A 13,728-nucleotide genomic window follows, 5' to 3' on the forward strand; every position below is an offset into this window, starting at 1 on the left:
GATTTTGAATGCGATTTTTGCGACGAAGCCTGACGGGTATCTTCCTGCTGTCGATCACGCTGGTGCTTTTGGCGTGGGCGGCAAATACCGTGCGCGGCGCGGTCGAGGCACGGCTGGGTCAAGACCCCCGCAGCTTTCCACAGCGGGAACGGGAATTCAGTGTCAATGTCGTGACGCTGGCGCCCCAGACTATCGTTCCGGAACTTGTCGTCTTTGGGGAATTGCGCAGCCAGCGCACGCTCGACCTGCGGTCGGCGACCGGCGGTACTGTGCTGGAAGCCTCCGATGCGCTGGTCGAAGGCGGCACCGTGACCGCGGGCCAGCTTTTGCTGCGGATCGATCCGGTCGAGGCGCAAGAGGCGCTTTCGCGCATCCGCGCTGACGTGCAGGATGCGCAGGCCGAACTGCGCGACGCCGAACGTGCGCTGGAACTGGGACAGGACGAACTGGCAGCCGCGCGCGCGCAGGCGGCCCTGCGCGATCAGGCGCTCGCGCGGGCACTTGACCTGCAGACGCGCGGTGTCGGGACGACGGCAGCGGTCGAGGATGCCGAACTTGCGGCTTCCAGCGCTGCGGCGGCGGTGCTGACGCGACGGCAGTCGATCGCGACCGCCGAGGCGCGGATTGATCAGGCCACGACCCGTCTTGCCCGCGTGCAGATCGACTTGGCCCAAGCCGAGCGGAACCTTGCAGAGACCGAGATCAGCGCGGCCTTTGACGGGACCCTGACCGATGTAACCGTCAGCCCGGGTGGACGGGTGACCGCGAACGAGCTTTTCGCGCGGCTGGTGGACCCCACCACGCTCGAGGTCGCATTCCGTGTCTCGACCTCGCAATATGCGCGGCTTTTGGACGTGACTGGCGCTCTTACACGCGCGCCCGTGACCGTGGCGCTGGATGCGTCTGGTGTGAACCTCACGGCCACGGGCCAGATCACGCGCGAGGGGGCCAGTGTCGGTGCAGGCCAGACCGGACGGCAACTTTTTGCGCAGCTCGACAGCGCACCGGGCTTTCGCCCCGGCGATTTCGTCACGGTGCGGATCAATGAACCTGCGCTGGATGACGTGGCCTTGTTGCCCGCCACCGCTGTTGGATCTGACGGGATGATCTTGACCGTCGATGCCGACGACCGTCTGCAACCTCAGCCTGTCGATGTGCTGCGTCGGCAAGGGGATGATGTTATCATCGCCGCTGCGGGCCTTGCGGGGCTGACCGTGGTGATGGAACGCTCGCCCTTGCTGGGGGCGGGGATCAAGGTGCGCCCGATCCGCCCCGGCGTGGTGGAGGAAGAAACCGCGCAGATGATCGTGCTAGACCCTGACCGTCGCGCGCGGCTGATCGCCTATGTGGCCGAAGGGCCGATGCCCGACGATGTCAAGGCGCGGATCATCGCGCAACTGGAACAGGACGAGGTATCATCCGAAACCGTGGAACGGCTGGAAAGCCGGATGGGTAGTTGATGGCGACGGGCGGTGACAGGCTGACGGCGGGGGCAGGCGGTATCCTGTCCTATTTCACACGGCACAAGACGGCGGCAAACCTGTTTCTGGTGCTGATGCTGGCGGCGGGTCTGCTGGCGATCCCCAACATGCGTGCGCAGTTCTTTCCCGACGTGGTTGTGGACAACATCACCGTCAATGTCGGCTGGTCCGGCGCAGGGGCCGAGGATGTGGACGCCGCCATCGTGCAGGTGCTGGAACCTGTGCTTCTGGCAGTCGAAGGGGTGGCGTCGTCGTCATCCCGTTCGACCGAGGGCAGCGCGCGTATCACGCTGGAATTCGAGCCGGGCTATGACATCGACCGCGCGGCCGAGGATGTGCAGCTTGCCGTGGATAGCGCCAGCAACCTGCCCGATGACGCCGATGACCCCAGCGTGCGACGTGGCGGCTGGTCGGACCGTGTGACCGATGTGGTCATTTCGGGGCCCGTTGGCGTGGACCAACTTGGGCGTTTTGCCGATGAATTCGCAGCACGGCTGTTTGCCGAAGGCGTGACGCAGGCCGCGGTGCAGGGGGTTGCGGCACCATCGATCTTGGTCGAGGTGCCGTCGCTGTCGCTGATCGAACATGACATCGGCATGGCCGATATCGCCCAGCGCATCGCCGAGGAAACCGCCGCTTCTCCTGCTGGTGACGTATCTGCCAACGCACGCCTGCGCACTGGCGTCGAACGCCGCAGCGCCGAAGAGATCGGCGCCATCGCCCTGCGCGCCAATCCTGACGGGTCGTTTCTGACGATCGCCGATGTGGCCACCTTGCGCGTGGAAGGCATCGACCGCGACCGCGCCTATTTTGTCGGTGCCGATCCCGCAATCACCGTGGTTGTGCAAAGGTCCGCCAGCGGCGACGCCATCGGGTTGCAGCGCACCGTCGAAGAGGTTGCCGCCGAGATGGAGGCCTCATTGCCCCAAGGCGTCACGATGCGGTTGACCAATGCGCGGGCTGAACAGATCACGGGGCGTCTGAATATCCTTTTGACCAACGGTGCGACGGGCTTGGCTCTGGTCGTTGCGCTGTTGTTTTTGTTCCTGAACGCGCGCACCGCCTTCTGGGTGGCGGCCGGTATTCCAGTGGCGATGCTGGCGGCGGTAGCGTTGATGTGGGCGGCGGGGATCACGTTCAACATGATCTCTTTGTTCGCGCTGATCATCACGCTGGGGATCGTCGTGGATGACGCGATTGTCGTGGGTGAACATGCCGATTTCCGCGTCAGGCAGTTGAAAGAACCGCCCGTGGTGGCCGCCGAGAATGCCGCGCGGCGCATGTTCAGCCCGGTGTTTTCCGCCAGCGTGACCACGATCATCGCGTTTTTCGGGCTGGTCGCCATCGGCGGACGGTTCGGCGATCTGATCGCGGATATTCCCTATACCGTGATCGTGGTTCTGATCGCGAGCCTTGTTGAATGCTTCCTGATCCTGCCCAATCACCTGTCACATGCCATCGCCCATTCGGCCAAGGATCACTGGTATGACAGGCCGTCGAAGGCCGTCAATCGCGGCTTTGACTGGTTCCGGTTCACCTTGTTCCGGCCGTTCATGGCGCTGGTGATCCGCGCGCGCTATCCCGTTGTGGCGCTGGCGCTGGTGGCGCTTGCGTCTTCGGCCGCGCTGGTCATTCGCGGCGATGTCGCATGGCGGTTCTTCAATGCGCCCGAACAAAGCCAGGTCACCGGCAATTTTGCGATGCTGCCCGGTGCGACCCGCGCCGATACCCTCGAGATGATGCGCGAGATGCAGCGCGCCACCGAGGCGCTGGGTGCCGAATACGAGGCCGAATACGGCATCAACCCCGTACTGATCGCCATTGCCGAAATCGGCGGTAATTCCGGGCGCGCGATTGCAGGGGCCGAAACCAAGGACGCCGACCAGCTGGGCGCGATCACCATCGAACTGATCGACGCCGACAGCCGCCCCTATGGCAGCAATGCTTTTGTCAGCGCCTTGCAGGAAGCAATCGTGCAGCATCCGATGGCCGAAACCGTCAGTTTCCGCAGTTGGGGGTCGGGGCCAAGTGCGGACGGGCTGGATATCCAGTTGTTCGGCGCGAATAGCGACACGCTCAAGGCGGCGGCCGAGGCGCTGAAAACCGAACTGGCACAATTCGGTGAGGTATCCGCGCTTGAGGATTCGCTGTCCTACGACAAGGAAGAGCTGTTGCTGCAACTGACCCCGCAAGGTCAGGCGCTGGGGCTGAGCATCGAGGCTTTGGGTCGCGTGCTGCGCAACACCCTTGGAGGGATTGAGGCTGCGACCTTCCCCGATGGCAGCCGGTCCGCCGCGATCCGCGTGCAATTGCCCGACGCCGAACTGACGGCCGATTTTCTGGACCGCACGCAGGTGCGCACCGGGGATGGTGTCTATGTGGCGCTTGCCGATGTGGTCACCACACAGACCCGCACAGGATTTTCCACCGTCCGCCGCGAAAATGGCATCCAGCTGATTTCGGTAACAGGCGAACTTGACGGCGACGATGCCGCCCGCGCGACCGAGATCCAGCAGATCATCACCGGCGACATCCTGCCCCGCCTGCAAAGCGATTTCGGGATCGAAACCCAACTGTCCGGTCAAAGCGAACAGGAAAACAGGTTTCTTGCGGATGCGCAGGTTGGGCTGACGCTGGTGCTGCTGGGCATCTATCTTACGCTGGCATGGATTTTCAGCAGCTGGACACGGCCTTTGGTCGTGATGTCGATTATCCCCTTCGCGCTGGTCGGCACGATTTACGGGCATTACATCTGGGGCATCCCGATGAGCCTGTTCACCGTGGTGGGCCTGATCGGGATGGTGGGCATCATCATCAACGACAGTATCGTTCTGGTCACGACGGTCGATGAATACGCGCAGGAGCGCGGTCTGGTGCCGGCCATCATCGACGGCGCGGTGGACCGGTTGCGCGCCGTGCTGCTGACCACGCTGACCACGGTGCTGGGCCTTGCGCCGCTGCTCTACGAAGGATCGACGCAGGCCGAATTCCTCAAACCCACGGTGGTGACGCTGGTGTTCGGGCTGGCCTTCGGGATGCTGCTGGTGCTGTTGGTAGTGCCGTCGATCATGGCGATGCAGGCCGATATCGCGCGGCAGGTGCAATCGGCCAAGCGTGCGCTGCGCGGCAGACGGTGGGCGATGCTGTTGCCTGCGGCTGTGGGGGCTGCCACGGCGAGCGCGCTCTTTGCGGTGCTGGTGCTGCCCTTGCTGCTGACCGGCGCGCCTTGGGTGCCCGTGGTGGCCGTGTTGCCGTTTTTGGCAGGCGGGTTCGGACCTGCATTCGGGGTGTTTGTGCTGGCGCTTTTTGCGGTGCTGCTGGCGGTCTACGCGATCACCTCGGTCGGGTTTGTCGCGCGCCGGATGCGGGCCTAACCCGCAACGCAGCCTTGAATATCGACGGCCTGTCCATCACCCAGCACGGTGATCCGCACTGCCGAGCGATCAAGCGCGAAAGGCTGGCCCGACACATGCACCATATCGACGACCGCGTTCAACGTGGTGCCAACGCGGCTGACGCTGGGTTCGGACACCCAGACCTGCGGATCACCCGCCTCGATCACCACGACCTCTTGCACCGCCTTGCGGGGCATCGTGATCTGCGCTGTCAACTGCAACCCGTCGCTGATCGGTTCCAGCGTGCAGGTCACGGTGCCGACCTGTGCCTCGGCCTTTGTCAGAGGGCGGTCGCGCAGTGCCGCCACGATCGCGGGGTCTGACGATCCACCGGGCGGCAACAGGGCCGAAAAGTCGAGCGTGACCGGAATACAGATTTCATCGCAGACACCGATTTCGATCTGGCCAGCCATGCTGACCACGCTGCCGTCCTCCGGCAAGGTCAGGCGCAGCGGAAAGACCACCGAGTTTTCATAGCCGATAGAGCGGATGCCGAAATCCTCATAGACCTCGGGTACGGGGAAATGCGGCTGCACAGCCGTGATATCCGTGCCGGTAAAGGAAAACGACGGAGGAATGCCGCTATCGCCCGGTGCGCGCCAATAGGTTTTCCAACCCTCGGCCAGATCGATCCGCAAGGCCGTGACATGGGTGCCGTCCGCGTCGCGCCATCCGGGCAGGACGGTCACGGTCGCAAGGTCTTCGACCGATTGGCCAAAGCCGGTCGCAGGCAGGCCACACAGGGCGAGAGGGATCAGCAAGGACTTGCGCATGGCCTTTATCTGGGCGATTCCCCCTGACATGAAAAGTCACGTTTGGGCGAGTGTTTGACATGATGTGACTTGCACGAAACACCGCCCAACCGCATTCTGCGCGCATGGACCAAGCCGTCACCCATCTTGCCGGAAAGCTGCTGATCGCTATGCCCGACATGGCCGACCCGCGCTTTGCCAAAAGCGTGATCTATATCTGCGCGCATTCGGATGAGGGCGGCATGGGCCTGATCGTCAACAAACCCCAGACGCAGATCAGGTTCACCGATTTGCTGGACCAGATGCAGCTGGCCCATGGCGCTGATACGCCTGACATTGGCGTGCATCAGGGTGGCCCGGTCGAAACCGCGCGGGGCTTTGTGCTGCATTCGACCGATTACACATCCGGGCTGGGCACCTTGGTGGTCAGTGACGAAATCGGCATGACCGCGACGATGGACGTGCTGGAAGACATCGCCGCAGGCCGCGGCCCCGCGCAGGCGATGCTGGCTTTGGGCTATGCAGGCTGGGGGCCGGGGCAGCTGGAACGCGAGATCCGCCAGAACGGCTGGCTGACCTGCGATCCGCGCGACGATATCGTCTTTGGCCGCGCGAACGAGCATAAATGGTCCGGCGCGCTGAAACTGCTTGGCATTGACCCGCTGCTGTTGTCGGCGACGGCGGGCCACGCCTAGCTGGGATCATCCAGCAGCGCGGTGATGATCGCGACCGCGCTGTCGCTGGACCAGTCCGCCTCGCCCTGCATACGGGCAATTTCCATGCCTTCGGGGTCAAGGATCAGGGTCACGGGCAGGCCCAGCACCCCCATGCTGCGGGCAAACCGCTGGCGGGCATCGGTGTGCAGCGGCAGGTTGTCGACGCCGATTTCATCGAAAAAGCGTTGCATCGCGGGCAGGGGGTTGGGACCGACGGCGATGGTCACGACCTCGAAGTCATCGCCGCCAAGGTCGCTTTGCAATGCGGACAGATGCGGCATCTCGATCCGGCAGGGCGCGCACCATGTCGCCCAGAAGTTCAGCACGACATAGCGCCCCTGCAGATCGGCCAGCACCATCTCGCTGCCGTCCTCGTGGGTGAAGGCCTCGTCTGTCGTCGCGATGGGGGCTGCATGAAATACCAGCTTGCGCATGTCGCCTTCGCGCAGGTCGGCGATATCGGCGGGTTGGGCCGCGCCAAGGTTTGCAACGCCCAGCAGGGCCGTATAAAGCAGGGCTGACAGTAACTGACGCATGGGCGCATTCCTTCATGACCAAGACCGCTAACACGATGTGGGGTGGCCGTTTCGCCGCCGGACCGGACGCGATCATGGAGGCGATCAACGCCTCGATCGGGTTCGACCGCCGTCTGGCACCGCAAGACATCGCCGGGTCGCGAGCCCATGCCGCCATGTTGGCCGCCTGTGACATCATCTCAGATACAGATGCGGAGGCGATCCGGAAAGGCCTTCTCACTGTATTGTCAGAGATTGAAACGGGCGATTTCCCGTTCTCGACCGCGTTGGAAGATATCCACATGAACGTGGAGTCCCGCCTGCGCGAATTGATCGGCGAACCGGCAGGGCGGTTGCACACCGCAAGGTCGCGCAACGATCAGGTGGCGGTGGATTTCCGGCTTTGGGTTCGCGATCAATGCGATCAGGCGGATGCGGCGCTTGCGGCTTTACAGCAATCCTTGCTCGGTCAGGCAGAGGCGGGGGCGGATTGGGTGATGCCCGGCTTCACCCATTTGCAGACCGCCCAACCGGTGACATGGGGCCATCACATGCTGGCCTATGTTGAAATGCTGGCGCGGGACCGTGGCCGTTTCGCCGATGCGCGCAAACGTATGAACCTGTCGCCTTTGGGCGCGGCGGCGCTGGCGGGCACGTCCTTCCCGATCGACCGGCACATGACAGCCGAAGCCTTGGGCTTTGACGGCCCGATGGCCAATTCGCTCGACGCTGTCAGCGACCGCGATTTCGCGCTGGAGTTTCTGGCGGCTGCCAGCATCTGTGCGATGCATCTCAGCCGTCTGGCCGAAGAACTGGTGATCTGGTCGTCGGCGCAATTCCGGTTCGTGAAGATGTCGGACAAATGGTCCACCGGATCATCCATCATGCCGCAGAAACGCAATCCTGACGCGGCTGAACTGATCCGCGCCAAGATCGGGCGGATTTTCGGGGCCAATGTCGCGCTGATGACGGTGATGAAAGGTCTGCCGCTGACCTACTCCAAGGACATGCAGGAAGACAAGGAACAGACCTTCGACGCCGCCGACAGCCTGATGCTGGCGCTGGCCGCGATGACGGGCATGGTGGCCGACATGACCGCCAACCGCGATGTGCTGAAATCGGCCGCCAGCAGCGGGTTTTCCACCGCCACCGATCTGGCTGACTGGCTGGTGCGCGAACTGGGCCTGCCGTTCCGCGAGGCGCATCACGTCACCGGATCGCTGGTGGCACTGGCCGAATCCAAAGGCTGCGACCTGCCGGACCTGACCCTTGCGGATATGCAGGGCGTGCATGCGGGCATCAGGCAGGACGTGTTCGACGTCTTGGGGGTTGAAAATTCGGTCGCTTCGCGCACAAGCTACGGTGGCACGGCGCCTGCACAGGTCCGCGCACGGATCGCAGCCTGGAAAGAGGTTCTGACATGAAACGCCTTGCCCTGATCGCGGTGATGACCGCACTTGCCGCCTGTGGCGCTGACGCGCCGCCGATGACCCCCAATGCCAATGTCGGCCTTAGCGTCGGGACAGGCGGCGTTTCCACGAACGCCAGTGTCGGGGCCAGCAACGGTACGTTCTCGGTCGGGTTGGGGCTGTAAGATGCGCAATGTCTGGCTGGCGCTCGCGGTCTGGGGCACGATCCACCCGATGTATTATTTCATCTCGTGGTTCCAGGCGAACACATGGGACATCATGGCGATGGTCGATGCATGGCACGCCAATGCCGCGACCAGCGGTCTGGTCTGGGATCTGACTGTCGCGGCGGTGACGCTGACCGTCTGGGTGATCTACGAATCCCTGTCGACCCGCAACTTCCTGAGCCTGTTGGCCATCCCCGCGACCTTCATGATCGGGGTCAGCTGCGGGTTGCCGCTTTACCTCTATCTGCGCAGCCGCGTCGTCTATACGCGCGACAAACACAAGGTGCGCAACTACTGATACTTTTTGCGGGCTTGGTCTTTGGCGCGGCTCTGCTATGTCCCCGACATGACGCTGGATAAGGGCCGCAAGGCATGGATCATTTTCTTTACCGCAACGGCGCGCTTTATGCCGAGGATGTCGCCATCGCCGACATCGCCGCCGCTGTTGGCACGCCGTTTTATGTCTATTCTACCGCGACCCTGACGCGGCATTTCCAGCTGTTCGACGATGCTTTGGGCTTTGCCGACCATCTGGTCTGTTTTGCGATGAAATCGCTGTCCAACATCGCCGTCCTGCGGGTGCTGGCGCAGGCGGGCGCGGGCATGGATGTGGTATCGGGCGGCGAATATCTGCGCGCCAAGGCCGCAGGGGTGCCGGGTGAAAAAATCGTGTTTTCGGGCGTGGGCAAGACGGCGGATGAAATGCGCCTCGCGCTCGAAGGCGGCATCCGCCAGTTCAACGTCGAGAGCGAGCCAGAAATGATCGCACTTGACGCCGTGGCGCGGTCGCTAGGCAAGATTGCCCCCATCACCCTGCGCATCAACCCCGATGTCGATGCCAAGACGCATGCGAAAATCGCCACCGGCAAATCGGAAAACAAATTCGGCATCCCCATTTCGCGTGCGCGCGAGGTTTACGCGCTGGCCGCCACCCTGCCGGGGCTGAAGGTCGTGGGCATCGACGTGCATATCGGGTCACAACTGACCGAGCTTGCCCCGTTCGAGGCCGCCTATGCCAAGGTTGCGGAATTGACCGAAGCCCTGCGCGCCGACGGGCACGAGATCACCCGCCTTGATCTGGGCGGTGGCCTTGGCATCCCTTACACCCGCTCGAATGAGGCGCCGCCGCTGCCGTCCGATTATGGCGCGATGATCGAACGGACCTTGGGCCATCTGGGGTGCGAGATCGAGATCGAACCGGGCCGCCTGATTTCTGGCAATGCGGGGCTGATGGTGTCGCAGGTCATCTATGTCAAATCCGGCGAGGATCGTGATTTCCTGATCCTTGATGGCGCGATGAACGATCTGATCCGCCCTGCGATGTACGATGCATGGCACGATATTGTCCCCGTGGTCGAACCCGCCCCCGGCACGGACCCTGCGCGCTATGATATCGTCGGACCTGTCTGTGAAAGCGGCGACACCTTTGCCAAAGGGCGCGATCTTCCGCCGATGCAGGCGGGCGATCTTGTCGCATTCCGGTCTGCGGGCGCTTATGGTGCGGTCATGGCTTCGGAATACAATTCCCGCCCCTTGATCCCCGAAGTGCTGGTTCATGGCGATCAATTTGCAGTTATCCGCAAGCGTCCTAGCTATGAAGAAATGATCGCACGCGATAGCCTGCCGGAATGGCTGGACTGACCCAACCAAGCGGAGAGTGACGCTGACACAAATTTCCGACCAGATGCGCCACCTGCGCTTGCCTGTCCGCCTCACGCGGGTAGGGATGGCGGCTGAAAACGCGGTACGCTGTTTCTGGCCGGTCTGGACCATCGGGTTTCTCTGCCTCGCGCCGCTGATGATGGGCTGGCAGGATATCCTGCCGCTCGAGGTGGTCGGGGCTTTCGCTGGCGTCGGCGGCGTGGCCTTCGTTGCTGCGCTGGTCTGGGGCGCTCGGCGGTTCCATATGCCCACCACGACCGAGGCGCTGGCCCGCGTCGATGCCGCCATGCCGGGTCGCCCGATTGCGGCTGTGGCGGATGTGCAGGCCATCGGCGCATCAGATCCGGCCTCTGTCGCGGTCTGGCAGGCGCATGTCGCGCGCATGGCCGAGCGTACGAAATCTGCCCGCGCTGTCGAACCCGATCTGCGCATCGCGGACCGCGACCCGTACGGCCTGCGGTTCATCGCGGTCCTGTTCTTTGTCACGGCCCTGTTGTTCGGATCGTTCTTGCGGGTCGCATCGGTCGGTGACATCGTGACGGGACCATCGGCTGCGATGGCTTCGGGCCCGATCTGGGAAGGCTGGGTCGAACCGCCCGCCTATACGGGCCGCCCGTCGCTGTATCTCAACGACATTCCCGAAGGACCGCTGCGGGTGCCTGAGGGCAGCAGGGTCACACTGCGGGTCTATGGCGACAACGGCAGGATCAGCCTGATCGAGGACGTCTCTGGCCGCGGGGAAGAGGTCACGCCACTTTCCGATGGTCAGCAGCAGTTCGACATCGTCTATTCCGGCACGTTCGCGCTGGACGGCGAAAACGGGCGGCGTTGGACCGTGACAGCCGTAGCGGACGAGCCGCCGTTCGTTACGCTGACCGACCCGATTACCTCTGACGCGATGGGCGAGATGTCGCAGCCGTTCCGCGCGACGGATGACTATGGCATCGAAAGCGGGACCGCGACGATCGCGCTGGATTTGGCGGCGGTAGAGCGGGTGCATGGTTTGACCACCGACCCTGATCCGATCGCCCCGCTTGTGCTGGACCTACCGATGCCGTTCACAGGCGACAGGACAGAGTTCGACGCATTTCTTGTCGAAAACCTCAGCGAGCATCCTCTGGCGAACCTGCCGGTGACGCTGCAACTGTCAGTGACTGATGCGGCCGGCCAGACCGCGACGACAGCGCCGGAACCCCTGATCTTGCCGGGGCGCCGGTTTTTCCAACCCTTCGCCCGCGCGGTGATCGAACAGCGTCGTGACCTGATGTGGTCGCGCGACAACGCCCGCCGTGTCGGGCAGATCTTGCGCGCCGTGTCGCACAGGCCCGAGGATATTTTTACCTCTGAAACCATGTATCTGCGCCTGCGCACGATCATCCGGCGGATCGACAACACGATGCTGGTCGGTATGGATGACGAGGCACAGGCCGAGATTGTAACCGCCCTTTGGGACCTTGCCATCCAGCTGGAAGATGGCCGCCTTGCCGATGCCCGCGAGCGTCTGCGCCGCGCGCAGGAACGGCTGGCCGAGGCGATGCGCAACGGGGCGTCCGATGCCGAAATTGCAGAACTGATGCAGGAGTTGCGCGAAGCGACCAACGATTACATGCGCATGCTGGCCGAACAGGCCGAACCTGGCGACGGCACCGATCAGGCCGACAACAGCGAAAACAGCATGGAAATGTCGATGAGCGATCTGCAGGCCATGATGGACCGGATCGAAGAGCTGATGCAGGAAGGCCGGATGGAAGAAGCGCAGGCGCTGATGGAAGAGCTGAACCGCCTGATGGAAAACATGCGCGTCACGCAGGGCGAAGGGGGCGACGGCCCGCCGATGCCGGGCCAGCAGTCGATGCAGGATCTGGCCGAAACATTGCGTGACCAGCAGGACCTGTCCGATGATGCGTTCCGCGAGCTGCAGGAAGGTTTCAATCAGGGTCAGCAGGGTCAGCAACCAGGCCAGCAAGGTCAGGACGGCCAACAAGACGGCCAGCAAGGTCAGGATGGTGACCAACCGGGCCAGCAAGGTCAGAACGGCCAGCAGCAGGGCCAAGGTCAGGGCGGGCAGCAAGGTGAAGACGGCCAAGGTTCGGGCAGCGACCCGCGCAGCCTGAGCGACCGCCAGCAGGCGCTGCGACAGGAATTGCAGCGCCAGCGTGATGGCTTGCCCAACCTGCCCGGTGACGCAGGCGAGGCTGCACGCAATTCTCTCGACCGTGCCGAAGGTGCGATGGAAGGCGCCGAAGAGGCCTTGCGCGGTGGTGATCTGGCTGAAGCGATCGACCGGCAGGCCGAGGCGCTGGATGCTTTGCGCAACGGGATGCGCGAATTGGGTCAGGCTCTGGCCGAAGGGCAGACCGGCGAGCCCGGTCAGCAAGGTGAACAGGGCGAAGCGGCAGGGCGTGCTGTGCCAGGCCAGCGTGACCCGCTGGGTCGCGAAACCGGCAACACTGGCCAGATGGGCACCGATCAGAACCTTTTGGGCGGGCTCGATATCAACCGCCGCGCCGCCGAGCTTTTGGACGAAATCCGCCGCCGGTCAGCCGAACAGGACCGCCCCGAAGTCGAACGCGATTACCTGCGCCGTCTGCTTGGTCAGTTCTGAGCGGGCTGGTCCTCTGCAGCACTGTTTGTGACGCTGTCGGTCAACGACGACACGGCACGGTCGAGCGACAGGCGCAGGTCATCGATTGTGGTTACATAGGCCGTCATCGCGCTTTGCGTTTGCGGGAAACTCTCGGTGATCTGATCCGCGAAGACGTAAGGTGCAAGAAGGATCGCGAAAACCAGAAGCACAAAGGCAAAGCCACGCCGGAACCCGCGCCGCTTGACGACCTCTTCCTGCTCTGTGGATGTCAATTGCGGTTCGGCGGTTTGTGACCGGGCGCGCAGACTGCTGTTGATGTCGTTCATGCTGGGCATGTCGCGCGGGTTGGTGTCTGTGTGTGGTTCTGGTTCTGGTTGAGGCTGCGGGATGATCACGCGGGGCGCGTCCGGTTCCGTGCGGGTCGTGGCGGCGCGCACGGGTTCTGCGGGTTTCGGAGCGGCAGCGACGCGCACGCCACCCTCGGCTTCGGTCATCTGGGCGATCCGGCGGCGTGTTTCATCGGCATCGACAGCGGGCTTGGGCACGGTATCATCTTGTGTCTTGGGCGGGCTGCCGGTCCCGGAGGCGCGCAGCTTTTGTTCGCGCGCGGCCTCTTCGCGCAGGATGTCGCTGATCGAGGGATCGACCGGTTTGCGCGCAGGCGGCGCATCCTGCTGCACTGCAGGGTCGGGCATCTTGGGGCCGGGCAATGCCCCCGATTTCGCGCCGGTCTGGAACCATGTGTAATTGCAGCTGGAGCATTGCACATCCCGTCCGCCAGATGGGATCGCATCGTCGGCGACATCGTATTGTGCGCCGCAGTTGGGACATATCAAACGCATTCTACTCAACCCTCTGATCCGGCGACGTCGATTTGGTGTTGTAACCCGCGCCAATCTAGCGATGACCCTGTCAAACGCAAGGATTAGCGCAAGACCCGGCGAAGGTGTCATTGAATCCCGGCATGGTTTTCGGCAATACAGC

11 protein-coding genes are annotated in these 13,728 nt (G+C 63.4%); 8 read left to right on the forward strand and 3 right to left on the reverse strand.

The window, feature by feature from the left end; all coding sequences use genetic code 11:
- Window positions 1-8 precede the first annotated feature (8 nt).
- Both VCK47_RS13790 and VCK47_RS13795 read left to right on the forward strand, forming a co-directional pair.
- On the forward strand, window positions 9-1,460 hold the full coding sequence (locus VCK47_RS13790) for an efflux RND transporter periplasmic adaptor subunit (protein ID WP_322890301.1): 1,452 nt from the start codon (window positions 9-11) through the stop codon (window positions 1,458-1,460).
- Entirely contained in the window at window positions 1,460-4,855 is a 3,396-nt protein-coding gene (locus tag VCK47_RS13795) for an efflux RND transporter permease subunit (protein WP_322890300.1), read from the forward strand. The genes VCK47_RS13790 and VCK47_RS13795 overlap by 1 nt, the downstream gene beginning before the upstream one ends.
- Here VCK47_RS13795 and VCK47_RS13800 read toward each other — a convergent pair.
- On the reverse strand, window positions 4,852-5,649 hold the full coding sequence (locus VCK47_RS13800; RefSeq protein WP_322890299.1) for a protein-disulfide reductase DsbD domain-containing protein: 798 nt from the start codon (window positions 5,647-5,649) through the stop codon (window positions 4,852-4,854). The two genes, VCK47_RS13795 and VCK47_RS13800, sit on opposite strands and share 4 nt — an antisense overlap.
- 104 nt (window positions 5,650-5,753) lie before the next feature.
- Here VCK47_RS13800 and VCK47_RS13805 point away from each other — a divergent pair, with 104 nt between their 5' ends.
- Window positions 5,754-6,323, forward strand: a complete 570-nt coding sequence (locus tag VCK47_RS13805; protein ID WP_322890298.1) for a YqgE/AlgH family protein — start codon at window positions 5,754-5,756, stop codon at window positions 6,321-6,323.
- On the opposite strand, the gene VCK47_RS13810 is transcribed toward VCK47_RS13805, so the two are convergent.
- Window positions 6,320-6,880: a TlpA disulfide reductase family protein gene (locus VCK47_RS13810; protein ID WP_322890297.1), complete on the reverse strand. Its 561-nt coding sequence runs from the start codon at window positions 6,878-6,880 to the stop codon at window positions 6,320-6,322. The two genes, VCK47_RS13805 and VCK47_RS13810, sit on opposite strands and share 4 nt — an antisense overlap.
- A 14-nt stretch (window positions 6,881-6,894) precedes the next feature.
- Between VCK47_RS13810 and argH the strand changes: the two genes are divergently transcribed.
- The 5 genes from argH (at window position 6,895) to VCK47_RS13835 (ending at window position 12,762) form a co-directional block, all read left to right on the forward strand.
- A complete protein-coding gene (argH, locus tag VCK47_RS13815; RefSeq protein ID WP_322890296.1) occupies window positions 6,895-8,283 on the forward strand; it encodes an argininosuccinate lyase in 1,389 nt (462 codons plus the stop codon).
- Complete coding sequence (locus VCK47_RS13820; protein WP_322890295.1) at window positions 8,280-8,453, forward strand: hypothetical protein; 174 nt, start codon at window positions 8,280-8,282, stop codon at window positions 8,451-8,453. The genes argH and VCK47_RS13820 overlap by 4 nt, the downstream gene beginning before the upstream one ends.
- Window position 8,454: 1 nt before the next feature.
- Window positions 8,455-8,793: a DUF2834 domain-containing protein gene (locus tag VCK47_RS13825; RefSeq protein ID WP_322890294.1), complete on the forward strand. Its 339-nt coding sequence runs from the start codon at window positions 8,455-8,457 to the stop codon at window positions 8,791-8,793.
- Window positions 8,794-8,867: 74 nt separating this feature from the next.
- On the forward strand, window positions 8,868-10,136 hold the full coding sequence (lysA, locus tag VCK47_RS13830; protein ID WP_322890293.1) for a diaminopimelate decarboxylase: 1,269 nt from the start codon (window positions 8,868-8,870) through the stop codon (window positions 10,134-10,136).
- 43 nt (window positions 10,137-10,179) lie between these two features.
- A complete protein-coding gene (locus tag VCK47_RS13835) occupies window positions 10,180-12,762 on the forward strand; it encodes a TIGR02302 family protein (RefSeq protein WP_322890693.1) in 2,583 nt (860 codons plus the stop codon).
- Here the strand turns inward: VCK47_RS13835 and VCK47_RS13840 are convergent.
- Entirely contained in the window at window positions 12,753-13,586 is an 834-nt protein-coding gene (locus VCK47_RS13840; protein ID WP_322890292.1) for a zinc-ribbon domain-containing protein, read from the reverse strand. The genes VCK47_RS13835 and VCK47_RS13840 overlap by 10 nt on opposite strands.
- Window positions 13,587-13,728: the final 142 nt, after the last annotated feature.

This window comes from Yoonia sp. 72 (genome assembly GCF_034652275.1).
GTDB lineage: Bacteria > Pseudomonadota > Alphaproteobacteria > Rhodobacterales > Rhodobacteraceae > Yoonia.